We start from the raw sequence: 26,176 nt of genomic DNA on the forward strand, positions 1-26,176 counted from the left end.
CTCAGCCCACGAGCCAGCGGAACCCGACGGCAAGGCGTACGTCCTCGGCTCCGTGGACCCATGGTTCCGTCCGCAGCGGTCAGGCCAACCCGGCCGGCAGGGGACGCGGGGCCGCCTCGCCCTCGAAGCCGCCTGGCCGTCCCGTGCGGAGCCCGTCGGCCGGGTGCAGCTGGAGGCGATGCTGCTCGCCGGGCGGGAACCCGTCGACGTCCGTGCCGCCCGCGTCGTCCTGCGCCGTGGGCCCGCCGGCCCGTACGGATTCGTCGTCCTGGCGACCGTCCCGTTCTACCTGTAGGGGCAACCGACCGTGTCCATGAAGCAGACATCGGGATCCCCCAGTCCTCGATCGGTGACTGGCTCCTCCTGCTCGCCGACCACCTCAAGCAGAGCATCGAGGACGGCGCGGGCCGCCGCCACCCGGTGGCCTGGCTCCACGAAACGCAGATCTTGGGGATGAGTCTCGGCCACCTGTCCGGATTTCAGGTGATACGCGTGGGGGACAGAAGATCACTCTTGGGAGGGATCCGGTCCGACCCGCTCGTCCAACACTGTGGAGGAGCAAGCGATTTCACCTGACGAAGAAACGGCACCACGCGTATGAAACGTCTCGCACCGCTGCTCGCCACCGCCGGACTCCTCGCCGCCGCTCTTCCCGGGCTGGCGGCGCCATCGGCTTCCGCCGCCCCGGTCCCCGCGTACCTGCGACAGACGCCGGCCTGGCACCGCTGCAGCCCCGATCGGCCGGCGGCGTACGAGTGCGCCACCCTCAAGGTGCCGCTCGACTACCGGCGTCCCGAAGGGCGCACCCTGAACCTCGCCATATCCCGGATGAAGAGCGAGAACCCCGCCAAGCGGCGTGGCGTCCTCCTCCTCAACCCCGGCGGCCCCGGGACCCCGGGGCTCTCCCGGCCGATACGGACGAATGCCGAGATGCCCAAGGACGTCCGCGACCGCTACGACCTCGTCGGCTTCGACCCGCGCGGCCTCGGCGAGAGCAGCCCCATCGGCTGTGGTGATCTGAGCGAAGCGGAGGTGGGCGTCGGCGGGGCGTACCGGCCCGAGACCTTCGCCTCGGACGTGTCCTGGGCGCGCGGAATCGCCGACAAGTGCCGTGAGAAGTCGGGCGATGTGATTCCGTACATCACCACCCGCAACACGGCGCGCGACATGGACGTCATCCGCGCCGCACTCGGGGAGCGGACGGTCTCGTACCTGGGCTACTCCTACGGGACGTACCTCGGCGCGGTGTACTCCCAGATGTTCCCGGAGCGCACCGACCGGTTCGTCCTGGACAGCGGCGTGGACCCGGGGCGCGTCTGGCGCGGCATGATCCAGGCGTGGGGGACCGGAGCGGAGCCCGCCTTCGAGCGGTGGACGCGGTGGGCCGCGGAGCGCTCGGACACGTATGGGCTCGGCGCCACGCCCGAGGCGGTCTCGGCCACCTTCTGGGCGCTGGTGGCGCGGGCCGACCGGGACCCGATCATCCACTACGGGGAGAAGGTGACGGGTGACGACATCAGGGCCGACCCGTCGCTCTTCTTCGATCCCCACGGTGCCTCGGTCGTCGTCAAGTCCATCAAGGCATCGGCCGACAAGGCGCCCCAGCCGCCGGGTGGCAACGCTGCGGGAGGCATGGCTCCGGGTGGCTCCGCTCCGGGCGCGAGCGGGAAGGGCGCCGACAGGAAGGGGCCCGGAACGCGGTCACCGCTCGGCGGCGTCCGGGCCGCCGGCCCGGACGCCGACGCGGGAGGGGCGTCGGAGGGTCCGGACGCCATTCCCGCCAGCAACGCCACCGCCGTGTACTGGGCCGTGGTGTGCGGGGACACGGACAGCTGGCCCCGCGATCCGGAGCAGTACGCGCGGGACGCGGCGCGGGACAAGGTGAAGCACCCGCTGTACGGGGACTTCGCCTCGAACATCAAACCGTGCGCCTTCTGGCAGCGGCCGCTGGAGCCCGCCACGCCCATGAAGACCCGGGCCGATGTCCTGACCGTGCAGAACGAGTGGGATCCGATGACTCCGCTCGGTACCGGCCAGGGGCTGCACCAGGCGCTCAAGGGGTCGCGGATGGTGCTGGCGCTGGGGGGTGAGGGGCATGGTGTGTATCTCTCCAACCCCACGGCCTGCGCCAACATACCCGTCAACGCGTACCTGTCGACGGGACGGCTGCCCGCGAAGGACGTGACCTGCCACAACCCGCCGCCCACCCCGGATCCGGAGGGTGCCGGAGCCCGCTGACGACAGGCCCGGCCGCCAGGCCCCGCTGCAGTCGGCTGGACCCGTTCGAACAGTCAGCCGCGACCCCCGGGCACGTGCGGCGGCGCGGCGCCAGGGGGCCGGCCAGGTCGGATGCGGGCGGCGTGGTCGGGCTTCGCCTTCGTTCACAAGGGCTTGCACGGTCTCGACGATGGCGACCATGGTCAGTACCTGATGGAGCACATCACCAATTGCGGCGGCCCGGGCCGTGGCAGCTTCTAGGATCTGCGCCATGGCAACACGACTCGTACAGATCAATATGAAGGCGCACGACGACACCGCGCTCGGCCGGTTCTGGGCGGAGGCACTCGGTTGGGGTGTCGACAGCGAGGGACCCGGCGTGACCAACCTCGAACCCGTGGGCTTCGCCTACCCCGACCCCGTGGCCGTCTGCATCGACATCATCTCCCGCCCGGAACCCAAAACGGGCAAGAACCGCGTGCACCTTGATCTGGCCACCACCTCGGCCGCCCATCAGGCGGCGTTGGTCGCGCGCTTGAAGGATCTCGGCGCGACGCTCGCCGACGTGGGGCAGGGCGACGTCCCCTGGACGGTCATGGCCGACCCGGAAGGCAACGAGTTCTGTGTCCTGGAGCCCCGCCCGATCTACCAGGACACCGGGCCGATCGCCGCGGTGGTGGTCGACTGCACCGACCCACGAGCGATGGCCCGCTTCTGGGACGAGGCCATGGACTGGACGCTGCACGGGGTCACCGACGACCAGGCGACCATGCGCTCCGCCAAGGGCGTCGGGCCCTACCTGGAGTTCCTCCGCACTCCCGACACCAAGAGCGGGTGGAACCGCGTCCACCTCGACGTCTGCCCCTACCCCGGTGACGACCTGGCCGCAGAGGAAGCCCGACTGCGCGCCCTGGGCGCCACCGACCCCGGCATCGACCAGTCCGCAATCTCCTGGACGGTTCTGGCCGACCCGGAAGGCAACGAGTTCTGCCTCCTCACCCCTCGCTGACCTGGAGCAACCACTCCGGCCGGGGTCGGGTCAGCCGCGAAGACCGCGTGGCGTCAGCCCGTGCCGCCGGAGATGGATGGGGATGGCGTGCCTGGTGAGCCAGCGCTCGTCCTCGGGGGCAGGAAGGACGCGAGCGGGCCGTAGCCGTCGGCGGTGCCCGCACGGCTACGGCGCCTACGGCGGCGCCACGCGCTGGCTCGTGTGCTGACGACCGTGCGGCAGCGGGTGGAGGACATGGCGGCCGAGGTGGTCCGGCCTCAAAGGCCAGCTGGACCTCGAACGCCACGGGGCCAGAACCCCTGCCGGGGTCCTGGCCCGCGTCGGTGAGCGCGGCCTGGCACTGGCCGCGGCGGTCTGGCACAACCGGGCCAACGGCACACCCATCACACGGTCAGCGACCGCCTGCGGCCACTGACCGACACATCGGACTCACGCGTCCAGGCCGAGGCGCTCACGGCCGGTCGGAACCTGCGCGCAGGGCCGCGGGTTCGGGGTGGGAGGAGCCGGTGAGTCCGGCTGCGGCCGGTTCACCGAACCAACGGCTCGCGGCCTGCTCGAACGCTTCTCCATCAGGGTGACGATCACCTGCCCAGGCGATCACGCCGTCGGGCCGCACCAGCACGGCACCCGCCCCGAGGTCGTTCGTCGCGGCCCCGGCCGCGTACCGTATCCGGCCCTCCCAGCCCGTCGCCGAAGTGTGCAGGCGCCGGTCGGCGCTGAAGTCGAGCAGAACACCTCGTCCGTCCTCCATGAGGTCGCCGAGGCGGGTGCCGTCCTCAAGGCAGAAGTCAGGGGCGCTCCGGCCGACCAGCGGATGCTCGTCGCCGAGGTCGTACCGGATCCACGAACCCGACAGCCGCTCGAACACGTACGTAGCTCCGTCGCGGGTCGCGATGAGATCGCGGACCACTGCCTGGATCGCCTGGGCGTACGGGTCCGGCCGCATGATCGCCACCTGGGCGCGCGACCAATCGAGCACCGCCGCACCGATCGGATGGCGCTCGACGGCGTAGGTGTCGAGAAGCCCGTCCGGCGCGCACCCGCGCACGGTCGCCGCGAGCTTCCACCCCAGGTTCATGGCGTCGCCGATGCCGGTGTTCAGACCCTGGCCGCCCAGAGGGGAGTGGATGTGGGCCGCGTCGCCCGCGAGCAGGACGCGTCCTCGCCGGTACGCCGTCGTCTGCATCGCCCGATCGGTGAAGCTCGAGGCGATGTGGACCTCGCCGATGGTCACGTCGGTACCGGACACGCGGCGCAGAACCGCCTGAAGGTGGCCGCGGGTCGGCGGCTGCGAGCGATCGAACGCACCGCCGTCGAAGTCCATCATCGCGATGTACCCGTCGGCGGGCATCCGGATGTACATGCCCGTCGGCGTCAGGTTGAAGCCGGGGCGCAGCTTCTCGGGATCGGCGAGAGTGGCTTGCATGGTGTAGCCGGTGAACTGCGGCTCGGTCCCGGCGAATTCGAAGCCCGTGAGCCTGCGCACCGTACTGCGTCCGCCGTCGCAGCCGACGAGCCAGCGCGCCTCGTACGCGTCCGCGCCGGCTTGTGCGACCACGCTCTCGCCGTTCTGGGAGACGGCCGAGACCGTGACGTCGCGCCTGATGTCCACGCCGAGCTTGGAAGCCTGCTCGGACAGCACCGTCTCGACCGCTTCGAGGTCCGTCCTCACGGATTCGAGTGCCGGGCCGGGAAGCCGGAACGGCAGGGCGGCGACGTCGACCTGGGCTCCGTCGAGCATCATGCCGGCGAAGTGCCCGCCGAGCCGAGGGCGTGACGGTGCGCGCGCTCCGGGCACCGCACCGAACACCTCCTGATCACCCGACGCCGTCAGCAGCGGTTCCAGCAACCCGCGCCGGTAGAACGCCTCGACCGACGCGGCGGACAGTCCTCGCCTCCCGAGCGGGGCTGCCCGTAAGGGGGAACCGAGCCCCGGCTCCCGTTCGAGCACCAGTACGGAACAGCCTGCGAGGCCAAGCTCGCAGGCGAGGGCCAGACCGACCGGACCGGCTCCCACGATCACAACGTCATGCACCAGAGATCCCCTCCTCGGACTCCCGGCCGGATGGTTACCCGGCGGGACCTCTCGAAAGGTGTCAGCCCCCACCGACATCGCCCCGACATCGCCCCGACGGCCCCGACAGGCCACCGACAGCACTTGTCGTCGTGCGCCTGGCCCCAGATCCGCGGCGCGCCCACGATGCGCTGCTCGGTCGGTGCGACCGCGGGGCCGCGGGTGAGCGGCCCGTAGAGGGTGGAGGTCATGCCCGGGTCCTCCCACAGCTCGCGGCCGAGGATGTCGAGGGGGCGCTGGTGGGCGTGGGCGAGGGCCAGGCCGAGGAGGATGTAGCCGCGGTTGACGTAGCGCGCACCGGGGCAGTGCGGCCCATGCGGTGGGTGTCGAGGGCCCGGCAGACCAGCGGCCGGGTCGCGACGACCTTCGTGAGGGAGGCGATGTCGTAGGCGGTGTCCGGGGTGGGGGCGGTGTCGCCGAGTTCGTCCGCGATGCGGCCGCCGGTCAGGAAGCGGGGTTCCGCGCCGAGGGTGCCCATCGTGATGATCCCGCCGGGGTGGCGCCGTCGGTGATGACGGTCGTACACGATCGACATCAACAGCCCCAGGGACGGCCACGAGATGGGCTTCGCCCGGTGGAACGCCGAGGACCGGGCCGCCGCCGGCAACTGCTGCTCGGCGGTGGCGACCGGGTCCGGCCGATGACAGGTCAGAGCGCGGCGAGGACGCACACCGTCACGAACGCCACCTGGAGCAACGTCCGCGGGATCAGTGGCATGACCGGCTTCCCGTTGAGCGTGAGCGCTGACCGGGCGGCGTACACGTTGGCGGGGAACATCGCCAGCAGCATGACCGTGAGCGCGATCGCGGCCAAGGGACGGGTCGCGGGAAGCAGCAGGCCGCCCGCTCCGGCCAGCTCGAGCAGGCCGGTGGCCGTCACCAGCAGGTCTGCCCGGGGCAGCGCAGGCGGGACCATGGCGATCATCTCGGCTCGGCGACCCGTGAAGTGGGCGACGCCGGTGAGCGTGAACATCAATGCCAACGCGACGCACAAGGCGGGCTGCCAGCCGTCCAGGACGGAGAGGCCGAGCAGTCCGGCGAGGCGGGCCAGGGTCCAGCCGACGGCGAGCACGATCACGGGAGCCATTGCGTGTCCATCCTTCCGATTCCCTCATCTTGACACTGGAAAGATTCACCGATCGCGCTCATCTTGTCAATGCCTAGATCTGGGTTAGGCTCGATCCCATGACGACCCCTGCCTCCGCGTCCCGCCCCGCCGCCGCCGCCGCCGACCGCCACGGCTACCACCACGGCGACCTTCGCCGCGCACTCCTGACCGCAGCCGTCGAGGCCATCGAGGAATCCGGGGCCAGCGCAGTGAGCCTGCGCGACCTTGCCCGACGAGCCGGGGTCTCCCACGCTGCACCCGCCCACCACTTCGGGGACAAGGCGGGTCTGCTCACCGCAGTGGCTGTCGAAGGGTTCGACCTGTTCGCCGACGCCCTCAACGCCACGTGGGAGCAGACCGGCGACTTCGCCGAGGTCGGTGTCGCCTACGTACGCTTCGGGCTCACCCATCGCGGGCACTTCGAGGTGATGTTCCAGCCCGCCCTGTGCCGCACGGACTCCGCCGACCTGACCGCCGCCCGGGCCCGCGCGGCCGAGTCACTGCGCAGCGGCGCAGCCCGCCTGGCCGGCCGCACTGAGAACGGGGACCAGCAGATCGCCACGCTGGCGGCCTGGTCACTGGTTCACGGATTCACGGCCCTGCGGATCAGCGGCACGCTCCCGCTGGCGGCGGACGCCGACCCGGAGAGCGTGGCGCGGCAGGTCACCAAGTTCCTCGTCCGGTAGAGCGAGTTCGTCGCCGCGATCGGCGCATGGCTGAGGTCCGGTGCCGGTGGCACATGGGCGGGCCACGACGAACCGCGGCTCCGGGCGTTCCCAGGTGACCTTCGGCGGCCTGGGGGCGACCACACCGACCCGCTCGGCGCCATGCGCAGGCGGAGCCGTTCCGCCGGGGGGGGGTCGACACGACACGCGCCCCTGTCAGGCCCGCACTGGGTGGGTCCGGCGGGTCCGGTAGGTTCCTGGGCGTCAGATTCTTTGATCTTCAGACCGGGTGGGGACATGCGGATACGAAGTGCAGCCGCGACGGCGGTTCTTGTGATGGGGGCTTCGTTGCTCGGGGCGCCGGGGGCCATCGCCGTGGACGACACGGTCGCGCTCACCTCCACCTTCAACGACCCGGCGGGGACCACGGCCCAGCAGGACGCGATTCGGAACCAGCTGATCTCCCTGGTCGACCGGACGCCGGCGGGCGCGGAGATCAACGGCTCGGTCTACCTGATCACCGACGGCGGCGTCAGCAGCGCGCTGGTCGCGGCGAAGCAGCGCGGGGTGAAGGTCAGGCTCATCGTGGACGGGGACGCGGTCCCGGACGTGGACGCGAACGGGAAGGCCACCGGGTCGGAGTACTCGATGCTCGCCGCGGCGACCGGTCTGGGCACGGATCTCACCGCGGATTCGTGGGTGCTGGCCTGCCCGGCGGACCGGGGCTGCATCGGCAACCGCAGCCTCGGCGGAAGCAGCGACACCGGCGCGATCAACCACAACAAGTTCTTCCTGTTCTCCAAGGTCGGCAGCACCGACAACGTGGTGTTCCAGACCTCGGCGAACCTGACCACGAGCCAGCGGCGGAACCTGTTCAACAACTCCGTGACGATTCCCGACGCGGGCTCCGGCCTCTACGCCGGCTACCGCGCCTACTGGCAGGACCTGCGGACCAACGGCGCCACCGGGACCGGCCTGGCCACGTACTACAAGACCCGGGACGCCGGCCCCTACAAGACCTACTTCTTCCCCCGCCAGGAGAAGGCCGGCACCACCTATGACAACGACGCCGGCACCGACACCGTCGTGTCCCTGCTGAACAACGTGGACTGCGCGGGCGGCGCGACCCAGATCCGGATCGGCATGTACGCCTTCACCCGCCTCCAGGTCGCCGACAAGCTCGTGGCCCTGAAGAACGCCGGCTGCCGGGTCGAGCTCCTCCACAACGGCGAGGACGGCAACCTCGGCACCGCCGTCCGGTCCTCGATCGCCGGACGCCTCAGCTACGCCGCCCGCTGCTCCGGCACGGCCGTGGACGGCACCGGTGCCTCCCGCACCATCGGCATCCACTCCAAGTACATGCTGATCGAGGGCACCTACCTGGGCGGAGCCAACCGCAGGCTGGTCTTCACGGGAAGCCACAACTACACGCTCCCGAACCTCCGGGCCAACGACGAGACCCTCCTGAAGATCGACAATCCGGCCGTCTACGACGCCTTCAAGACGAACTTCGAAACCATCAAGGCCGGCCCGCACTGCACCGCCTGGTGAACAGCGCCGCGGGGAAGCCGGTGAGGCCCGGTCAGGCCTCCCCCTGGGGGCCCCGCCTCGAAGGTGCCGGGCGGAAGGACGCAAGAACGCCCGGCCGGGCTCACCTGGCCGGGCGCTTCGCGCACCCCCCGACGGGTAGTCGGCCCCGCGTCAGTCGATGAGGGTCTGCCCGGCGTGCAGTTCGGAACGGACGAGCTCCAGGAGGCGGCCCGTCCAGTTGCGGCCCCGGCCCCCGTTCTCGCCCCAGAAGCCCGAGTCGGCATCGTCGTAGAGGACGGTCGCATCACCCGTGGCGAGCAGGATCGCCGCGAGGTCGGGGTGCTGCTCGTACTTGGCGCGCAGCAGGCGGGCCATGACCGCCGTCCGGACCTGCTCCCAGCCCTCGCGCCGCGGCGCCGCGGCCGCGACCGTACGGGCCTTCGCGCCCGACTCCGCCGCCACGACCGAGGCCCGGGCCTCCGGTTCGGCGACGGACCGGGCCCAGTAGGCGTGCGCCACCGACGGGTAGGTGACGTCGCCGACGGTGATGGGGGCGGGGTGGTCGTTGCGCAGCCCCCGCTTCCCCGGGTCATCGAGCGCACGCTGCGGATACGAGTGGTAGATCTTGACCGCGGGGGCGAAGGACTCGGCCGGCCCGTCGGCCGGCACCCGCGAAGGGGCCTTCGCGCGCCACTGTTCGCGTTCCTCGAAGTAGGCGACGGCCTCGTCGTACTCCTCCTGCGTGACCGTTTCCCCGTGCTCGTCCGGGGTCCGGCCGCCGGGCCCCGCCACCAGGACCTTCAGGGGGTGGTCCTTGTGGTCCATGTCGCCGAGTGCGTAGAGCCGTACGGTCTCGGGGATGGCCAGGTAGGCGGCGCGGGCGGCGGCCCGGTTGTCCTCCGTACGGTCCGCCATGAAGCCGTCCACCGCGGCGAGGCAGCGGGCGGTCGAGTCGGGGCGGCCGTTCAGCTCGTCGATGGTGTCGCGGACCTCGGCGAGCAGCAGGTCCGGTGTCAGCCAGGTGCTCGGTTCGCCGAACCTCCACGAGGCCAGGTGGTGCGCGGAGGCTCGTCCGCCGTCAGGAAGGCTGGTGGCCACCCATCCGCAGCGGAGCTTCTGCTCGAACTCGTCGAGGGTGACCAGCTCCCAGCAGTCGACGAGGCCGTCGGCGTAGATGAAGAGGTCGGTGAGGAAGTAGGAGCCGCCGTTGCATATGAACGCGTGCCGCCAGGTGCCCGGTACGCGGACGCCGTCCGCCGTGCGATGGGTGATCCGATTGCCGATCATGCGGTGATGATGCCGGACGGACCGGCCGTGAGGCACCTCGATTGTGCGTCGAGGGCGCCGTGTGATGATGTGCGTCCACTCCGGGGAGGCGATGGTGCTGAGAAGGGGCGCGCGGTGGGCCGCGGGCGCGATGGCCGCGGTCTGCATGGTGCTGCTCCTGGGCCCCAGCGCACCGGGCCGTGGCTTCCCCCTCGCCGGGCGCCTGCGTTCCGCCGCCGCCGGGGAGGTCGTACCGGACCGGGTCGGCACGTGGAACATCTGCAATCCGTGCGGTGGCAGCGGGCTCAACTTCGGCCGGGCGAGGGAGATCGCCACGGCCGCGCCGCAGGTCATCGGCCTGCAAGAGGCGTGCGTACGGGACGTCGAGGAGATCCGCACGTACCTGGAGGAGGTCTACGGGCTGGTCTACCGGGTCGCGTACGGCTCGGTCCTGCGGAACTGGAACCGCTGCGGGGGGCTGCCGTGGCGGCCGGGCGGCTTCGGCCAGGCGATCCTCTCGGCGGCGCCGATGACGGACCGGGTGAGCGTCGAATACCCCGACGGCGGCTCCGAGGCCCGCGGCTACCTGGCCGTCACCACGCTGGTGGGCGGCCGGCCCGTCCGCGTCTTCGACACCCACCTCGCCGAGCGCCGGCAGGGAGAGGTGCGGGCGGGCCAGGTGGAGGTGCTCGCCGCGGAAGTCGCCCGCCACGACCGTGCGATCGTCCTCGGCGACTTCAACGCCGTGCCGGACGCGCCCGAACTCGGCCCGATGTGGGCCCTGGCCCGGGACACGGACCCCGGCTGCCGCCCCTCCCCCTCCCCCGTCGGCGTCGACGCCTGCACGGCGACCACCGATTGGAACAGCAAGTTCGACTACGTGTTCCTCCGCGGCATCGCCCCGCGCACGCGCCGCGTCCGCCCCAGCCCGTACTCGGACCACCACCTGCTGTACACCGACCTGAACCGGGGGTAGCCGTGTCGGAGCACGATGGCTGCTGTCCCGATCGGTGGATCGGCGTGCGGGTGACCCGCGGACCGCCTTGGGCGCCGGCCACTCGGCGTGGCTGTCCTGGATCTTCTCCGGAGGACTCCGGGAGTTCTATGAAGGCATGCGGTGGGACGGCTGGCGCAGTGAGGTCTCCGTGCTGGACGGGCGGCAGGGACTGTCGTTCTTCCCGCCGTTGTGGTCGGCCGAGGCACGCCGGGACCTGTCGGCGACCAGCCGTCGCGCGGTGCCCATGGCGGAACTCCTCGGCCTGGGCCGCGACTCGTGCCTTCAGTTCGACGGCACCGACCCCGGCTTCCTCGGAGTCGTCTGAGCCGGCTCGCCCGTGGGCCCGCGGTACCAGTCGGCAGGTCAGCGCACCGCGGCCGGGGAGAAGCCGCCGGGGACCAGGAGGCGGGGTTCGGCCGTGCCGTCCGCCGGGACCGACCAGATGTCGCTGGTGCCTCCCTCCCTTCCCGGGAGGGCGTAGCCGACGGTCCCGGCGTCCAGCCAGGCCGCCTGGTCGTCGACGCTGCGCGTTTCCGCGAGCGGGTGTTCGCTCATGTCCGCCAGGTCCAGGACGTACAGCCGCCAGGGTGCGGCGGGGTCGTCGGAGACCTTCTTCTTGAAGGCGATGCGGGTGTCGTCCGGTGACAGCGAAGGGCATTCGACGTTCTCGCGCAGGGCCTTCGCGGACCAGTTGCGCAGGTCCCCCTCGACGAGGTGGGTGCGGCCCTTGGTCGACACCGTGGCGTAGAAGCGGTTGTCGTCGCGTGCGAAGGTCACTCCCCAGTAGTTGACGTCGCCGGCGTGGTAGCGGGTCCCGTCGATGGTCAGCGGGATCTCCTCCATCGATTTGATCAGGTAGCCGGTGCGCAGGTCGAGGATGGAGGTCCGGGTGGAGAAGGCGGTCGTGGCGTAGGAGTCGCCGGTCGCGAAGGCCGTCCAGGACAGTACGTTTCCCGAGGCCGAGACGCGCGCCCGGTTGGGGATGCCGGGTACGGTCACGCGCTGGACCTCCCGCAGCTGCCGGTCCAGTACGAGGGCCTGGGTGCGGGCCGGGATGCCCGGCAGCTTGCGCAGGCACAGGGCGCGTTCCCCCGCGGCGTAGAAGCGCTCGCAGGCGGGTCCTCCCGTGGCGGGCGGCCCCCCTGTGCCGCTCCGGCGGGCGACCCGTCCGGTGGCCGAGTCCCGGTAGTAGAGCCCGGGTTCGGCCAGGCTGAACGATCCGTCCCCGGTGGCGGCCGGCATGCCGCGGTGCCTGGCGTGCAGTACGTAGCCCAGGGAGCCTCCCCCCAGCACCAGGACGGAGAGTACGACGAGGGCGAGGCGGCGGAGCTGTGGCGGTCGCGGGTTCACGGTTCCTCCGGGGCGTCGTGGGCGGGTGCGGGTGCGGGCGCGGGCGCGGGTACGGGTACGGGTACGGGTACGGGTACGGGCAGGATGCGCCAGCCGGCCACGAGCGCCCCGGCCAGCGCGAGCGCCGCCGTCCACAGGGCGGGCCCCTGCCCCCAGAAGGTCCAGGCGGCCCCGAAGCCCGCGGCGCCCAGCAGCCGGGCCAGCGCCTGGCCGGTCTGGAGCACCGCCAGCCCGCCGGCCCGGCGGTGCGCGTGCAGCAGGGGACCGGCCAAGGCCATCAGGACCCCGTCGGTGGAGGCGTAGAAGACGCCGAGGAGCGCCGGCACCGCGAACACGGTGGGCCAGGCAACGGGAAACAGCAGGACCGCATACGCTCCGAGCAGCGCGAGGTGTCCGGCCAGGAAGGGCAGCCGGCGCCCCACGCGGTCGGCGATCCGGCCCGCCGGGACGGCGCACACCAGGTACCCGGTGGCGGCGCCGAGCGGCAGCAGTGGGAAGAGGGCGGGCGGCAGGTCGAGGCCGCGCTGGATGAGCAGGTAGAGGAAGGAGTCGCCGATGGTGGCGGCTCCGAGCAGGGAAGTGGCGTACAGGATCCGGCGGAAGGCCGGGTCGCGAAGCGCCCCCTGCCGCAGGGGCGTCGACCGGACGGGCGGCGCGGGGGCGGCGGAGGGGACGTACAGGACGAGCAGGAGCACACCGAGCAGGCCCGTGCAGAAGCTGACGGCGAACACCGCGTCGTAGGCGTCGGCGGTGGCCCACAGCACGGCGAATGCGGCGAGCGGGCCCAGCAGCGCGCCGGTGGTGTCCATGGCGCGGTGCACGCCGAACGCGCGGCCCAGTGTCTCCGGTGGGCCGCTGAGCGAGATGAGCGCGTCGCGCGGGGCGGTGCGCACGCCCTTGCCGAGTCGGTCGGCGGCGAGTGAGGCGGCGATCCCGGCGGTGGCGCCGCCGGCGAGGAGCAGCCCGAGCCGGGACAGCGCGGAGAGGAGGTAGCCCGCGCCGGCGACCCGCTTGTGACGGCCGCCGCGGTCGGCGAGCCGGCCGCCGAGGAGCCGTACCAGCGCGGTGGCTCCGTTGAACATGCCGTCCAGAAAACCGAACTGGAGGGGTGAGAGGCCGAGGCCCAGGACGAGGTAGAGCGGCAGCACGGCCGTGACCATCTCGGAGGAGACGTCGGTGACGAGGCTGACCGCGCCCAGCGCGACGACCGTGGCGGGGACGCGCCGCCGGGCCCCGGCGGGGCGGGGCGGCGCGTCCGGGCGGCCGGTGTTGGCCAGGTACATCAGTGGCAGCTGTACTTCGGGCTGGTGTCCTTGACCCCGTCGGTACCGACGTAGCTCCAGCTGTAGCCGGAGTCGGTGAAGTCGAGCTTCAGGACGCCGTACTGGCCGCTGATGCGCTTCTGGCTGTTGGGCTGCACCTGCTCGATCGGGTAGGGCTCGGCGCCGCCCATGCCGCCGACGATCTCCACGATCCCGTCGGCGGCCGCCTTGCCGTCGGGGTTCTGCGGCGCGAACCGCTCGTAGTGGTGGTCGTGTCCGTTGAGGACCAGGTCGGCCTTGGCGCCGTAGAGGATCTTCCAGACGGGCTTGGAGACGGGGTCGTTGCCGTGTCCGCCCGAGGAGTACAGCGGGTGGTGCCAGTAGGCGGCGATGCACTGCTTGCCGTTGGCGGCGAGGTCGGCCTTGAGCCAGTCGATCTGGGCGGCCTGGTCGAAGGCGTTGGAGTCGAGGGCGATGAAGTGCCAGTTGCCCTCGTCGAAGCTGTAGTAGCTCTTGCCCTGGGGGTAGGCGATGTTCCCGAAGTACGTCTTGTATCCGGCGAGGGAGCCGGCCGGGTCGTACGTCTCGTGGTTGCCGGGCACGGGGTGGGTCTTGTCCTTGAAGGCCCCCCAGCTCTTGTCGTAGTAGGCGCGGAAGTCGGCGATCCGGGCGTCGTCGTACTGGTTGTCGCCCATCGTCAGGTAGAACTTCGGGTCGATCTGCCGGGCCAGGGCGGCGGTCTTCGGGTGCGCGCAGCCGCTGTCGGAGGCCGTGCACTGGGCGGCGATGTCACCGGCCGCGACGACCGTGAAGGCGCCGCCGCCGGGGGGCGGGCCGCTGTCGGTGGTGCCGTAGACCTCGGCCTCGAAGAGGGAGTAGCCGTACGCCGTGCCGCGCGCCGTGCCGTACACGCGCAGGTACCTGCCCTTGCCGGAGAGGCCGGCGAGTTCGTCGGTGCCGCCGTTGCCGGCCTTCTCTTCGGCGATCTTGGTCCAGGTCGTGCCGTCGGTGGAGACCTCGACGCGGTAGGCCTTGGCGTAGGCGGACTCCCAGGTCAGCTTGACCCGGGAGACGGTGGCGCCGGCCCCGAGGTCGACGCGGATCCACTGCGGGTCCTTGCCCTCGGCGCTGGCCCAGCGGGTCGAGGCGGAGCCGTCGAAGGCGTTCGCGGCGCCGAGCGAGGAATTCTCGGTGGACGAGGCGGTGGCCGGCCTGCCGCGCGAGATGAGCGGGTCGGCCGCGGCCCCCGCCCGGCCGGGCCAGGCGAGGAGGAGCCCGGCGACGAGGGCGAGCACGGCGGTTAAGACTAGGAGGGCGGGCCGAAGCCGGATGCCGGATGTGGGTGGTGGGGTGGAGGCGTGCAGGTGCATGCCTGACTCCTTGACCTGGGAACGGCGAGAGCTGGACACCGTGCGGGGAACGCCGCCCTCCGGACCCCGGGGCGAACAGGGGACGGCGTCACGGCGGCCGGGTCAGAGCTCTCGCTGAGCACGTCATGCCCATGCCATCAGGCACCGTGCCGGGCCGCCGTCGGGGAGCGTAGCCGATAGGAAAGTTTCCTACCAGTGGTTCGGCCGGGCCGGCGCGAGCGAACAGGCGGGCCGCCGGTACGTGCCTCCGTGAGGGCGTGGGGCAGGGCGAGAATCGCTCACGCCGCCTCCGGCAACCGGCCGTTCAGCCCGATGGCCAGGCGTCCTGGGGCTGTAGGTCCCGGATGACCAGGCGGAACTGCGCAGTGGAGGCCGGCCGTGGGGAGTCGGGGGCGGTCAGCACTGCCACAGGAGTGCCGCGCGGCCGCACGGGGTGCAGGTGTGCGCGTAGGCGCGGCCGGAGCCGAAGTTCATCGCGGTCACGGGGTCGGGGCCTTCAGCGAGTTCAACGGTGAAGTCCATGGGCTGCGCGCAGGTGGGACAGGAGGGGGTCTCATCGTCCTGGAGCCAGTCGGGGGTGCCGCCGAGCCGGCCCAGGACCGTCGCGGTGCCGGGTGCCGTGCGGGCGGGTACGGCGGCGCGGACGGCGCCGAGTCCGAGGAGGTCCTGAGCCACGCCGTCGGGAGCCGGTACGGGCTCCAGTCCGCCGTCGGGGAGCAGCAGGGCGAGGTTGCCGCCCGCGGTGGGGCTCCATTGCGTGCACTGCCCGGGGCGGTTCGCGCACATGAACAGGGCCAGTACCCCGGGGGCGGGGCCGGTGTGTCCGGGGAGGTCGCCGAGGCGGATCTGGGCGAGGAACTGCAGGGGTGCGGCGCACGCGGCACAGGCCGGCCACGGGGTGCCGGCGGGGGCCAGCGGCGTGCCGCCGGTGCGGGTGACCGGGGCGTCCGGGGCGACCGGCCCGCCGTCGAGGAGGAGCATCGTCATGCCGGGAATGTACGCGCGGGGATACGGCGGGCCGGTGGGCGGGGTCGGGGCGGTGTGCGCCGCCGAGGCCCTGGCCAGGAGGACGAAGCGGAAGGTGACCGGATCCAGGGGCGGCTGCCGGATCCCGCGAGCGCGGGGTGGCCGGTGCGGCAAGCTTGGACCGGCGCGCCACCGAACTGCTGCGAAACCACGCGTGAGAGGAACGGGCAACGGAATGCCGAAGATCGGGGTTGTGGTCCTGACCATGGGCGACCGGCCCGCAGAGCTGCGAGCCCTGCTGGACTCGGTCGCCGCCCAGGAAGGCGATCCGGCAGCGGTCGTGGTCCTGGCCCAGGGCGTTGCCCTGTCCCCGCTCCCGGACGGGGTGGACGGGGTCGAGCTGCCGGAGAACCTGGGGATCCCAGGTGGCCGTAACGCCGGCGTGCGGTGGCTGCGTGAGCGCGGCGGCGTCGACGTCGTGGTGGTCCTGGACGACGACGGATCGCTGCCGCGTACGGACACCTTCCGGCTGGTCCGGGAAGCATTCGCCGCCAACCAACGTCTGGGCGTCGCCGGCTTCCGGATCGCGGACGAGACCGGAGCGAGCCAGCGCCGCCACGTCCCCCGCCTGGGCGGCCGGAACCCGCTGGTGTCCGGACCGGTGACGACGTTCCTCGGCGGCGGCCACGCCATCCGCATGAGCGTGATCGACCAAGTGGGCGACTTCCCCGCCCCGTTCTTCTACGCCCACGAGGAAACCGACTTCGCCTGGCGGGCGCTGAACGCCGGATGGGAGATCGACTACCGGGCTGACATGGTGCTGCAGCACCCGCGCACCGCGGCCTCCCGCCACAAGGTGTACTACCGCAACACCGGCCGGAACCGGGTCTGGCTGGCCAAGCGGCACCTGCCGGCCGTCCTCGTACCGGTCTACCTGGCGACGTGGGCCGCGTACACCCTGGTGCAACGACCACCGCTGTCGGGGCTGGTCGCCTGGTGGTCCGGCTTCTTCGAAGGGGTACGCACACCGTGCCCGCCCAGGCGGCCCATGCGGTGGCGGACAGTATGGCGGATGACACGGCTGGGCCGCCCCCCGGTCTTCTGACGGGCGGACACCCGGCGTGTCAGGCGCGGGCCGAAACGCCCTCCGGTCAGGCGGTCTCCGGGCGCTGGGGCGCCTTCCGCAGCTTCACGCCGCCGACGATGAGTGCCAGCCCCACGACGACGACGCCGAGGTAAGCGGTGGACGGAAGGTCGACGATCTTGTGCATCCAGCCCCACTCCGTGCCGAAGAAGGTCTGCGAAGCGAAGCTGACGAGCCCCTGGGCTCCTACGACGTAGCCGATGCTTTCGATGGTGTACCCGATGGTTGTTCGCACGGATCGATCCTCTCGCGGCGGTTCCGCAAGATCCTCCTCCCCAGGGCCGAAAACGCAGTAGGCCAAAGGATGCAGTCGCCCGCGCAGAGCAACGGCACAGCACCATCCCGCCGCGGCGGAGGAGTGGTCGGCAGCAGACCGGCACTCCCTCCGGCGGGGGTCAGCATCCTCCGTCGTAGAGCGCCTGCAGCAGCGGCCCCTGACGGTGGGTATCCGCGCCGCCCGGCAGTCGATGGCCACGAGGAAGGACCTGGTCGCTTCGCGAATGCGCACCGGCCACGCTACGACGCTATCCCGGCTGTCCCGCGCTGCGCGGTGACAGCCGCCGTGTGATCCGGTCGAACAGTTCCGTCAGCGGCTCGCCGATGTCCCGGCCGAACTCGGTCAGCCCGTAGGTGACCTGAGGCGGCGTCGTCGGCTCGACCTTCCGCCAGACCAGGCCGTCCTGGACCAGCGCGCGCAGGGTCTGGGCGAGCATCTTCTCGCTGATGCCCTGGATGCCGTCGCGGAGCTCGTAGAACCGGAGATCGTTGCTCCGCAAGGCGATCAGTACCCAGGTACCCCACCTGCTGGTCACATGGTCGACCACATCGCGCGCGGGGCAGTCGGTGTGAAACACCTCATACCGTTGCCCCGCCTCGGCCTGGTTGAGCTGCGCGCCTTCCACCATGTGATGAGCTTACCCCCAGGTATGTCCTTACCAAGAGTTAGCCCTGCTCCTAGCGTCGAAGCCACATCGGACATCGAACAAGGAGCTGATCATGATCGTGGTGACCGGAGCTACGGGGAATGTGGGCCGGCCGTTGACGCGGGCACTGGCCGAGGCGGGCCGGCAGGTGACGGCGGTGTCGCGGCACGCGGCGGCGGCGCCCGACGGTGTCCGCCACATGGTGGCCGATCTGGCCGAGCCGAACGGCCTTGAGCCCGCGCTGGCCGGGGCGAAGGCGCTGTTTCTGCTGCTGTCCGGCGATATGCACGCCGTCGGGGCCCACCCGGCCGACATCATCGGCCAAGCCGTGGCCGGCGGGGTCCGCCGGGTCGTCCTGCTCTCCTCGCTGGGCGTGGCGACCAGGCCCTTCGGCGCGACGCGGATCGCGATACGAGAGGTGGAGGACGCACTGCGGGACTCCGGCCTGGACTGGACCATCCTGCGGCCGGGCGGCTTCGCCTCCAACGCCCTGTGGTGGGCCGAGTCCGTCCGCACGCGGCGGGTCGTCGCCGCGCCCTTCGGCGATGTCGGGGTGCCGATCATCGACCCTGCGGACATCGCCGAGGTCGCGGCGGCCTGCCTGCTGGACGACCGGCACACCGGCCGTGTGTACGAACTGACGGGCCCTGAGGTGATCACGCCGCGCCGGCAGGCGGAGGCCATCGCCACCGCCCTGGGCTCGCCGGTGCGGTTTCAGGAACTCACCCGCGACGAGGCCAGGGCCGCCATGGCCCGGAGCATGCCCGTGGAACTCGCCGAGGACACCCTGGACATCCTCGGCGCCCCGAACCCAGCCGAGCTGCGCGTCAGCCCGGACACGCTGGAGGTCCTCGGTCGCGCCCCGCGCCCCTTCGCCGACTGGGCGGCCCGCAACGTCGCCGCGTTCCGCTGAAACTGCCCCGCACGCCCGGCGATCCACCGCTGACAGCCGCCGGGCCGGAACCGACCCTGCGAACGCAGTGGACCGCCGTACGCCGTAGGGCCAACCAGCGCGCGTTGGCCCTACGGCCTGGATTCCCGGGTCGGGCCGCCGTGCGGGTAGCGGCCGTCAAGGCGGAGTGAGGGAGCGGGGGGATACGGCCACCGCGCGCGGTCCCGGCCAACCTGTTCGCCCGCGCAGGACGTTCGCCGTCGGCGTGGCCGGGGTGCTCGTGGCGGCTGGGGCCGTCTGCGGGGCGTGGACGATGTGGGGCCACGATGATGACGTGACGGTCGAGGCGGTGTGCGCGCTCGACACCAGCCGCCGCGAGTACGTCACCCACAACGCGGCGTGGGTGATCGTCGCGAAGGTCGCCGACAACACCCGCACCACCCCCGACGCGTGGACCCGCGCCGTCGCCGAGGCCACCCCACAGCCGCCGTGCGAGGACATCGTCACGGGCGCACCGACCGGCTAGGACCTGCCCGATGGGTCGTGCGAGCTGGTCAGGGCCGTGGTCTAGTGTTCGCTGGACGAGGGGGGGCGCATGCCGCGCGATACGGCCGCAGCAGAGGCGGGGCTGAAGGGGATCACGTTTCCTGCCTGGCACGGCAAGCACTACGTGACCCTGGCCGAGCTACTGGTTCGCCTCGGTAGTTTCGGCTTGGACCTGACCTGGCATGTCGAGTTCGACGAGATCGTCGATCCTCGCTGTGCCGAGATGGAGAGAAGGTCCGCTGACGCAGGGATGGACACGTTGACGCTGTTGTCGTTGACGACGCCTTTCCTCCAGCTGATCGACGCCGAAGCACGGGGGTTCGCCGACGACAAGCTGGTGCTCGTCCTGACCGAATTCGACAGCTCGTTGTGGGACGTCAGGGCTGTCGACGAGCGCGTACTCAGCGAACTGCGCCACCACTACCCGGGTGCCAAGGACCTCTGAACGGGGCGCTTCACTGCGGACGGAACCATAGGCGGATCGCGGCCACGGTGACCGTCCCGTAGAAGACGTACGCCCGCTTGTCGAAGCGCGAGTTCCCAGCGGGAGCGTCGCACGACCCGTCGGACACAACCTAGCCCCGTCCGCGGAACGGGCTCCCGGAACGGCTCACCCGTCACACCACGAACGGCCGTCGGCGGTTCGCCACCGGCGTCCGTGAGGCCGACGGCTTCGCCGGGACCTCAGGGCACCGGGCGCGCGTGCCCCCGCCGAGTCGGCAGGGGCACGCGGCGTGGACACGCGCAGGAGCGGCCAGGACCCGACCCCGACGCGGAGCGTCCTGGCCGGCACGGCCTACCGTCTGCCGGTGGCCTGACGTCCCGGCCTCACCTCAGGTGCCGGGCGAAGAACCGGGCCGCAGCCTCCCCCGCGTGCTGGGGGACGCCCGTGTGCCCGCCCATGTTGGCGTGGAGGGACTTCTCCTCGGAGCCGAAGGCGTCGAACAGGTCCAGGGACGCCTGCCGGTCGTTCCCCTCGTCGTCCCACTGCAACAGGACGTGCAGCGGGATCGTGACCTGGCGGGCCTCCTCGAAGACGGCACGAGGCACGAAGCTCCCGGCGAAGAGTCCAGCGGCCACGATGCGCGGCTCGACCACCGCGAGGCGAACGCCGATGGAGATCACTCCCCCCGAGTACCCGACCGGGCCGTCGATCTCGGGCAGCGACAGGAGGGCGTCCAGGGCGGCCCGCCATTCCGGGACCGCCTTGTCGACGAGCGGGAGGACGAGGGCGTCGATGACCTCGTCGCTGACCGGCTCGCCGGCTTCCATCGCCTGGCGCAGGTCGGCGCGGGCCTGCTCGGCGGCGGGCCAACGGGGCCGGTCGCCGCTTCCGGGGAGCTCGATGGTGGCCGCGGCGAAGCCGTCCGCCGCGGCCTGCCGGGCCCGGTCCACGAGGCGGGGGTACATCTTGCGCAGGCCGAGCGGGGGGTGGCCGAGCAGGATCAGCGGCACCGGTGCGGCGGCGGAAGCGGAAGCGGGCGTCCACAGGACGCCGGGGATCTCACCGAGGGTGAATTCGCGCTCCAGGACGCCGTCGTCGAGGAGCTGTTCAGAGATGAAGTGCATGGTCGTGCCTTTCGGGAGTGCTCATGAACGGCGCTCCCGGACGACCTATCGCCCGACCGTGACCCCGGAGGGGAGCACCCGTGTCGATACTGCGTTCACGGGTACCACCTCCTCGTTCTCTCGCACGGCCTCCGGAAAACTAGCAGTGGTGGCCGTGGTCCGCCAAGAGGATTTCGCGCAGGTCGAGAGGCTCAGTGCTGGACCGCTGTGCAGGTGACCGTGGTCTTGCCGTCTGCCGTCTTGACCGTGTACTTGCTGCCGGTGAGACCGCCGAGGTCGAACCGTCCCGACTTGTCGATGGGGACCGAGCCCGAGGTGGAGCCGGAGTAGGTCACCGTCGTACCGGCGGGGAATCCTTCGCCCCACACGTGGTACTTGCCGACTGAGTCCACCTCGACGTTGCACTTCGCGGCTGCGGGGGCCGTGGTGGCCGTGGTGGCCGAAGCATGGGCGGCGACGGTGGGGCCCACCACGAGTGCGGGGGCCACCAGGAGCGTGAGTGCTGCAAGACGACGTGTCCGGTTCATCATTCAACCTGCCTTGGACGCTGACGGTGCGGCCGGTGCGGCCGGTGCGGTGCGATGGCTCCAAAGCCCGCGGCAGCGGTCGAGCCGCTCTGCCGCACAAATGGCCGTTCCATCCTATCGTCCGGTTTGTCCTGCGGCATCTCGCGGATGGCCTTGACCGCGGCGAGCGGAATGCCCCCGGCCGAGGCACTTCGTCGTGTTGGGCCGTCCCGAGCGTTGGGCAGTGCAGGAGTCGGCGGGGTCCACCCGCCCTTCGCCTGTCTGGTCGAGCACCTGCCGGAAGAAGGCCTCCAGCCGGGCCGGGCGGGAGTCGAAGGCGCGGGGCCGGGGCAGGCGCGCGGGGCCGCCGGGGCCGTCCGCGTCGGACCGGCCCACGAAGGGCGGCCCGGCTCCGGCTCCGTGATCACACCCGCCACCTCGTGTTCATCACTCAGGCCGGCCCCGTGCCGAGACGGTCTCTGCGGCTACGCTTCTCAGGGCAGTCGATGGTGAGCACGACCGGGGGGAAACCGTGAACAGACCACTGCTGTTCCTCGACGTGGACGGGCCGCTCAACCCCTATGCGGCCGAGCCGGAGCAGTGCCCCGACGGCTACACCACGCTCAGAACGCCCCTGGACGGCGAGGCTCCTGAAGAGCACGGGAGCATCTCGTCCCGGCGGCGCCCCCCGCGGGTCTGGCTCAACCCCGAGCACGGGCGGTCCCTGCTCCGGCTCGGTTTCGAGCTGTGCTGGGCCACCTCATGGATGGACGACGCCAACCGGTGGATCGCACCGGTGCTCGGTCTTCCGGAACTTCCCTTCGTCGACTTCGGCGACGTCCTGTTCCAGGAACGCCCCGATGGAGTCCACTGGAAGACCGGTCCGCTGGTGGACTACGCCAACGGCCGTCCCTTCGCCTGGGTGGACGATGAACAGAGCGAGCTGGATCAGACGTACGTGACCGCCCACCATCGCGGGTCCGGGCTCCTGCACCACGTCAACCCGCGGGTCGGCCTGCGCGAGAACGACTTCCACACGCTCGCCGACTTCGCCCGGTCGCTGGACACTCCACGAGCCACCGGCTGAGCACGTCGTCGGCGCTTCCGGCAACCATGCGGACACACGGTCAAGCTCCCTGGTAGGGCGGGAGAACCGCCGCAGCCGGAGGCCGCCACGCCCGGGTAAGGGCCTTGTCCCTCGGCACCCCGGCGCCGGCCGAACAGGTCGTTAGCGGAGCGCTAGCAGATCGTTAGCGAGGTTCGTGATCATGGATCCTCCGCGATCGTCGGCCCATACAGGTGGCCATCGCGCCGGCGTGGTCGCGAGGACCGTCGTACGGCACAGCCCCTGCGACTCCCCCGAATCCGCGCCGCAGAACGCGACATTCAGAGAGAGAACGATGCGAGCAAGAATCGCCAAGACCGCGGTGGCCGCGCTACTGGCCGCCGGCCCCGCTGCCGTGATCACCGCCGCCACCGCCTCTGCCTCGGAGGACACCGTCACCAGCATCTCGGCGGCGAGCGCTTCGGAACTGCAGGGGGAGCCCGACTCGGCCGAGGCCGAGCTGCCGCTGCCGCTTTCCGCTCTCGCTCCGGAGCCGGGCAGGACGACGGCACCGCCCACGAAGCCGGAGCCGGGCAAGACCACGGCAGCGCCCCCGAAGCCGAAGCCCGGGAAGACCACTGCGGCACCCCCGAAGCCGAAGCCGGGGAAGACCACCGCAGCGCCCCCGAAGCCGAAGCCGGGGAAGACCACGGCAGCGCCCCCGAAGCCGAAGCCGGGGAAGACCACCGCAGCGCCCCCGAAGCCGAAGCCCGGCAAGAGCTCGGAGGGAACGGCGGACTTCTTCTCCGGCAATGGTGTGGCCGGGGCGTGCGGCCGGCAGATCAGCGACAGTGATTTCGCTGTCGCGCTCGACCCGATCACGTTCGGAACCGGAAACCCGGCCCCTCACTGCGGCCAGAAGGTCGTGGTCACGTACAAGGGAAAGTCCATCGTCGCGACGGTCCTTGACGCCAGCCCCACCGCGCAGAAGCACGACCTGGACCTGACGCCCGCCGCGTTCAGCGCACTCGCTCCCCTCGACCAGGGGAGGATCAACGTCACCTGGAGTTTCACGGAGTAGCCGGCTCGCCCGCCACCAGGGCGTAGCAGCCGGCCTGCGCATGCGGGGACAGCACGACCCTGCGTAGGACGAAGCCTCCCCCGGCCGGGGGAGGCTCGGCGGTCGGGGCCGGCTGCGGGGGCGAGGAACGCGGCCGGGACCGGGCCGCGGGCGGCCCTGGAGGGCGTGGTGCGCGTTGCACGTGCTGGACCCCCCATCTGGCGCGTGCAACCGCCGCCTGTGCGCCCGCGTCGGAGATCTCATGATCGTTCTGTTGGTGATCGGCGGCGTTCTCATCCTGGCGGCGGCCATGGCCGGCGCGGCGTCCGTCTGCGGGGGCGTCGCGCTTCGCGAGCGCCCGCTGCTCCCGCTGCGCCCGCTGCTGAGGGTGGCCGCCTGCTTCCAGCTGTCGTCGGCCGCCTTCGCGATCGCGGCCTTGGCCCTGGGGTGGGGGCACATGACCGGCTTCAACGTCCCCGAGCCCTACGCCCAGTGCAACGGAATGGGGCGCGACCGGACCGCCCCGCAGCGGTACCTGGTGACGAAGTCGGTGTTCCCCGTTTCCGTCGTCTGCTCCGACGGACCTGACGGCACGGACGGAGACGAGCAGGTTCCGGGCTGGGTCAACCCGACCGTCTCCGTGGCCTCCGGGGTGGGCGTCGCGAGCCTGGTGGCGGCCCCCATCACGGCCCGGCGGCGACACCGCCGCCCGGACCGGGGCGAGTCCACGGCTGCGTGAGGGGCTCGGCAAACCCTGTCACAGCACCCAGCATTCAAACCCTCCATTTCGTACACCTGTTCCTATATGCTGCGATCGCACCACCAAGGTCCTTTCTCTGTACGTGACTTACTCCCCAGGGGGACTACAGTGAAGCGCTTGATCGCACGCATGACGTGCACGCTCGGACTGCTGCTCGGCAGCCTGGCCGCGACGACCGCTCCGGCAGGCGCGGCGCCCGCCACCGACATGACCACCATCACGAACGTGGCCGGCGGATCGTGTCTGGAGATGCCCGGGTGGACCGGCCAGCCGGGTGCCCAGGCCGCGGTGTGGGGCTGTAACGGCGGCGACAACCAGAACTGGGTCTTCAACAGCGTGGGCGGTGGCTTCTTCCGGATCGTCAACCGTTCCTCGGGCCAGTGCCTGGAGCTGGCAGGGCTGCCGCCGACCACCTCCAACGGAACCGCGGTCACGCAGTGGCCGTGCAACAACGGCCGCAACCAGCTCTGGTGGTTCGACCACTGGCGCAACGTCAACGGCCAGGCCACTGCCGAGCTCAAGAGCGCCTATACCGGGTGCTTGGAGATCAACGGCTGGCAGGCGGGCACCTGGGGCACCGGAGCCCAGCTGTGGAGCTGCAACAACGGCGACAACCAGCGCTGGGCCTTCGCGCGCGACTTCATCTACAACCACTGACGGGCCCGCCGGCCTGAACCCGTGGTGCTCCGCCCGGTGGTTCTCCTGAGGGTGCGGTTCCCGTCGAGAACCACCGGGCGGAGCTGCGTCCAGCCCTTGATCAGGGCGGCACGGTCCGCGTCCTGATGTGCCGCCGGCCGACGGGAAGCGGTGTTCGAAGGGGGCTGTATTCCGCTCCACGCCGCCATCCGGGCGAAGGCGCCACCGCGTACCTCGCTGTCCGCCGACCTCACCACCGAATCCGACGCATCCGACCACCCGCGAGGACCCCACAGCTGATGTCCCTATGGCCTTCGATCGTTGCCGTACTCGGTACCCTGGCCGGCGCCCTGACCGCCGGGCTCCTCCAGCACCGTTCGGCACGCACCGCACGCGCCGAGGAGCGCGCCGACAGCCACCGCCAGGACCGGCTCGGCGCCGTCACCGACTTCGCGGCCGCCCTGGACGCGCACCGCTCGGCGATGTTCCATCGGGAGCGTCTGGCCCTGGCCGGGGCGGGCGCCGAGCACCAGCTGGAGGCCCAGACGAGGTCCCACGACACCCGGGCGGCCATCACCGCGCCCCACATCCGCCTTCAGGTCCTGGTCCCCGAACTGGCCGGCCCCGCCCAACTGGCCGCGGACGCCACCTACGAGCTGCGCAAGGCCGGCGACCGGACCGAGCTGGACACCCAGCGGCATGCGGCCAAGGAAGCGTCAGCCGCCTTCATCGCCGCGGCCGCCTCGCTGCTGAGCCCCGGCAACCGCTGACCCGAGCGGCACGCTCAACCGCGGTCGCCAGCCTTCCTCCGTCAGCGCCACCAGCTGGACCGCCGCCGCGCGGGCGCGCAGCGGCAACAGGCTGCCGACCGCAGCGCGCACCCGGCCGGCGGCCGTCGGGTCGTCCGCACCCATGGCGACCGTGACATGGGCGGCGGGACGCGCCCCGAAGCGGCCTCCGTACGGGCGCAGCCCGGGCCACTGGGCGCGGAACGCATCGACGACCGGTTGGAGTTCCGGAACGGTGACGGCGACGAAGCCGGACGCGGTCACGACCTCGTCCAACAGCAGATCGGCTGCCGGAAGACCCGCCGCCAGGGAACGCACGCCTTCCTCGTCCCGGCATGTCAGCGCCGATTCCGGCACGAACGGGTAGAGGAGCGAGACGTGCGCCGGCACCCCCCGGCGGACCAGCGCCGGGTCGATGCGCCACGCCGCATCGAGAAGCGGGGCGGCATCGGGCAGAACGATGACGACGGCAGTGGTCCCTGGCTCTGGCACGC

General features: G+C 71.5%; 29 protein-coding genes. 16 read left to right on the plus strand and 13 right to left on the minus strand.

The features are described 5' to 3' along the window. Nucleotides 1–52 precede the first annotated feature (52 nt). From OG295_RS37630 to OG295_RS37640, 3 genes are all read left to right on the plus strand, one after another. The gene (locus tag OG295_RS37630) at nt 53–295 is read left to right on the plus strand and encodes a hypothetical protein (protein WP_371681459.1); all 243 of its coding nucleotides are present in this window, start codon (nt 53–55) and stop codon (nt 293–295) included. Between the two features lie 302 nt (nt 296–597). Continuing rightward, nucleotides 598–2,238 carry an alpha/beta fold hydrolase gene (locus OG295_RS37635; protein WP_331737951.1) on the plus strand — a complete coding sequence of 547 codons (1,641 nt, stop codon included), beginning with the start codon at nt 598–600 and terminating at the stop codon, nt 2,236–2,238. Between the two features lie 250 nt (nt 2,239–2,488). Then, a complete protein-coding gene (locus OG295_RS37640) occupies nt 2,489–3,226 on the plus strand; it encodes a VOC family protein (RefSeq protein ID WP_331737953.1) in 738 nt (245 codons plus the stop codon). A gap of 451 nt (nt 3,227–3,677) precedes the next feature. Here the strand turns inward: OG295_RS37640 and OG295_RS37645 are convergent, their stop codons facing one another. From OG295_RS37645 to OG295_RS37655, 3 genes are all read right to left on the minus strand, one after another. Further along, nucleotides 3,678–5,261, minus strand: a complete 1,584-nt coding sequence (locus OG295_RS37645) for an FAD-dependent oxidoreductase (RefSeq protein ID WP_331737955.1) — start codon at nt 5,259–5,261, stop codon at nt 3,678–3,680. Between the two features lie 226 nt (nt 5,262–5,487). Continuing rightward, entirely contained in the window at nt 5,488–5,970 is a 483-nt protein-coding gene (locus tag OG295_RS37650; RefSeq protein ID WP_331737957.1) for a hypothetical protein, read from the minus strand. Next, nucleotides 5,949–6,386 (minus strand): DoxX family protein, encoded by a 438-nt coding sequence (locus tag OG295_RS37655; RefSeq protein ID WP_331737959.1) that lies wholly within the window; start codon nt 6,384–6,386, stop codon nt 5,949–5,951. The genes OG295_RS37650 and OG295_RS37655 overlap by 22 nt, the downstream gene beginning before the upstream one ends. A 98-nt stretch (nt 6,387–6,484) precedes the next feature. Here OG295_RS37655 and OG295_RS37660 point away from each other — a divergent pair, with 98 nt between their 5' ends. Then, complete coding sequence (locus OG295_RS37660; RefSeq protein ID WP_331737962.1) at nt 6,485–7,093, plus strand: TetR/AcrR family transcriptional regulator; 609 nt, start codon at nt 6,485–6,487, stop codon at nt 7,091–7,093. Between the two features lie 315 nt (nt 7,094–7,408). Continuing rightward, a complete protein-coding gene (locus OG295_RS37665) occupies nt 7,409–8,623 on the plus strand; it encodes a phospholipase D-like domain-containing protein (RefSeq protein ID WP_331737964.1) in 1,215 nt (404 codons plus the stop codon). A gap of 150 nt (nt 8,624–8,773) precedes the next feature. On the opposite strand, the gene OG295_RS37670 is transcribed toward OG295_RS37665, so the two are convergent. Then, the gene (locus tag OG295_RS37670; RefSeq protein ID WP_331737967.1) at nt 8,774–9,889 is read right to left on the minus strand and encodes an NADAR family protein; all 1,116 of its coding nucleotides are present in this window, start codon (nt 9,887–9,889) and stop codon (nt 8,774–8,776) included. A 91-nt stretch (nt 9,890–9,980) separates the two neighbouring features. Here OG295_RS37670 and OG295_RS37675 point away from each other — a divergent pair, with 91 nt between their 5' ends. Next, nucleotides 9,981–10,844, plus strand: coding sequence for an endonuclease/exonuclease/phosphatase family protein (locus tag OG295_RS37675; RefSeq protein WP_371681460.1), 864 nt, complete (start codon nt 9,981–9,983; stop codon nt 10,842–10,844). A gap of 34 nt (nt 10,845–10,878) precedes the next feature. After that, nucleotides 10,879–11,190 (plus strand): DUF2625 family protein, encoded by a 312-nt coding sequence (locus tag OG295_RS37680; RefSeq protein ID WP_371681461.1) that lies wholly within the window; start codon nt 10,879–10,881, stop codon nt 11,188–11,190. A gap of 38 nt (nt 11,191–11,228) precedes the next feature. Here OG295_RS37680 and OG295_RS37685 read toward each other — a convergent pair whose 3' ends face one another. The 4 genes from OG295_RS37685 to OG295_RS37700 all read right to left on the minus strand — a co-directional run bounded on the left by OG295_RS37685 (nt 11,229) and on the right by OG295_RS37700 (nt 15,834). Next, entirely contained in the window at nt 11,229–12,215 is a 987-nt protein-coding gene (locus OG295_RS37685; RefSeq protein WP_331737971.1) for a hypothetical protein, read from the minus strand. After that, nucleotides 12,212–13,498: an MFS transporter gene (locus tag OG295_RS37690; protein ID WP_331737972.1), complete on the minus strand. Its 1,287-nt coding sequence runs from the start codon at nt 13,496–13,498 to the stop codon at nt 12,212–12,214. Before OG295_RS37690 ends, OG295_RS37685 begins: the two co-directional genes overlap by 4 nt. Further along, nucleotides 13,498–14,847: a discoidin domain-containing protein gene (locus tag OG295_RS37695; protein ID WP_331737975.1), complete on the minus strand. Its 1,350-nt coding sequence runs from the start codon at nt 14,845–14,847 to the stop codon at nt 13,498–13,500. Before OG295_RS37695 ends, OG295_RS37690 begins: the two co-directional genes overlap by 1 nt. Nucleotides 14,848–15,243: 396 nt before the next feature. Continuing rightward, a complete protein-coding gene (locus tag OG295_RS37700) occupies nt 15,244–15,834 on the minus strand; it encodes a DUF1963 domain-containing protein (protein ID WP_371681462.1) in 591 nt (196 codons plus the stop codon). Between the two features lie 214 nt (nt 15,835–16,048). Here OG295_RS37700 and OG295_RS37705 point away from each other — a divergent pair, with 214 nt between their 5' ends. Then, complete coding sequence (locus OG295_RS37705; RefSeq protein WP_331737980.1) at nt 16,049–16,918, plus strand: glycosyltransferase; 870 nt, start codon at nt 16,049–16,051, stop codon at nt 16,916–16,918. Nucleotides 16,919–16,964: 46 nt separating this feature from the next. Here OG295_RS37705 and OG295_RS37710 read toward each other — a convergent pair whose 3' ends face one another. Both OG295_RS37710 and OG295_RS37715 read right to left on the minus strand, forming a co-directional pair. Further along, nucleotides 16,965–17,192 carry a hypothetical protein gene (locus tag OG295_RS37710; RefSeq protein ID WP_331737982.1) on the minus strand — a complete coding sequence of 76 codons (228 nt, stop codon included), beginning with the start codon at nt 17,190–17,192 and terminating at the stop codon, nt 16,965–16,967. Nucleotides 17,193–17,481: 289 nt separating this feature from the next. Then, complete coding sequence (locus OG295_RS37715) at nt 17,482–17,862, minus strand: helix-turn-helix domain-containing protein (protein WP_331737984.1); 381 nt, start codon at nt 17,860–17,862, stop codon at nt 17,482–17,484. A 91-nt stretch (nt 17,863–17,953) separates the two neighbouring features. Here OG295_RS37715 and OG295_RS37720 point away from each other — a divergent pair, with 91 nt between their 5' ends. The 3 genes from OG295_RS37720 to OG295_RS37730 all read left to right on the plus strand — a co-directional run bounded on the left by OG295_RS37720 (nt 17,954) and on the right by OG295_RS37730 (nt 19,763). Next, nucleotides 17,954–18,793 carry an NAD(P)H-binding protein gene (locus tag OG295_RS37720; protein WP_331737985.1) on the plus strand — a complete coding sequence of 280 codons (840 nt, stop codon included), beginning with the start codon at nt 17,954–17,956 and terminating at the stop codon, nt 18,791–18,793. A gap of 313 nt (nt 18,794–19,106) precedes the next feature. Continuing rightward, a complete protein-coding gene (locus OG295_RS37725; protein ID WP_371681463.1) occupies nt 19,107–19,298 on the plus strand; it encodes a hypothetical protein in 192 nt (63 codons plus the stop codon). A gap of 69 nt (nt 19,299–19,367) precedes the next feature. Next, nucleotides 19,368–19,763, plus strand: a complete 396-nt coding sequence (locus OG295_RS37730; protein WP_331737989.1) for a hypothetical protein — start codon at nt 19,368–19,370, stop codon at nt 19,761–19,763. A gap of 383 nt (nt 19,764–20,146) precedes the next feature. On the opposite strand, the gene OG295_RS37735 is transcribed toward OG295_RS37730, so the two are convergent. Together OG295_RS37735 and OG295_RS37740 are read right to left on the minus strand one after the other, a co-directional pair. Beyond that, on the minus strand, nt 20,147–20,887 hold the full coding sequence (locus OG295_RS37735) for an alpha/beta hydrolase (protein WP_331737992.1): 741 nt from the start codon (nt 20,885–20,887) through the stop codon (nt 20,147–20,149). Between the two features lie 191 nt (nt 20,888–21,078). After that, the gene (locus tag OG295_RS37740) at nt 21,079–21,414 is read right to left on the minus strand and encodes a hypothetical protein (RefSeq protein ID WP_331737995.1); all 336 of its coding nucleotides are present in this window, start codon (nt 21,412–21,414) and stop codon (nt 21,079–21,081) included. A 511-nt stretch (nt 21,415–21,925) separates the two neighbouring features. On the opposite strand from OG295_RS37740, the gene OG295_RS37745 reads away from it, so the two are divergent. The 5 genes from OG295_RS37745 (at nt 21,926) to OG295_RS37765 (ending at nt 25,664) form a co-directional block, all read left to right on the plus strand. Beyond that, nucleotides 21,926–22,480, plus strand: coding sequence for a hypothetical protein (locus OG295_RS37745; protein WP_331737998.1), 555 nt, complete (start codon nt 21,926–21,928; stop codon nt 22,478–22,480). 313 nt (nt 22,481–22,793) lie between these two features. Further along, on the plus strand, nt 22,794–23,519 hold the full coding sequence (locus OG295_RS37750) for an RlpA-like double-psi beta-barrel domain-containing protein (protein WP_371681464.1): 726 nt from the start codon (nt 22,794–22,796) through the stop codon (nt 23,517–23,519). Between the two features lie 241 nt (nt 23,520–23,760). Continuing rightward, nucleotides 23,761–24,237 carry a hypothetical protein gene (locus tag OG295_RS37755; RefSeq protein ID WP_331738000.1) on the plus strand — a complete coding sequence of 159 codons (477 nt, stop codon included), beginning with the start codon at nt 23,761–23,763 and terminating at the stop codon, nt 24,235–24,237. Nucleotides 24,238–24,375: 138 nt separating this feature from the next. Then, a complete protein-coding gene (locus OG295_RS37760; RefSeq protein ID WP_371681465.1) occupies nt 24,376–24,915 on the plus strand; it encodes an RICIN domain-containing protein in 540 nt (179 codons plus the stop codon). 278 nt (nt 24,916–25,193) lie between these two features. Continuing rightward, on the plus strand, nt 25,194–25,664 hold the full coding sequence (locus OG295_RS37765) for a hypothetical protein (RefSeq protein WP_331738004.1): 471 nt from the start codon (nt 25,194–25,196) through the stop codon (nt 25,662–25,664). Here the strand turns inward: OG295_RS37765 and OG295_RS37770 are convergent. After that, a complete protein-coding gene (locus OG295_RS37770; RefSeq protein WP_331738006.1) occupies nt 25,611–26,174 on the minus strand; it encodes a 2'-5' RNA ligase family protein in 564 nt (187 codons plus the stop codon). The genes OG295_RS37765 and OG295_RS37770 overlap by 54 nt on opposite strands. Nucleotides 26,175–26,176: the final 2 nt, after the last annotated feature.

It is taken from the genome of Streptomyces sp. NBC_01276 (genome assembly GCF_041435355.1).
In the GTDB taxonomy this organism is placed as follows: domain Bacteria; phylum Actinomycetota; class Actinomycetes; order Streptomycetales; family Streptomycetaceae; genus Streptomyces.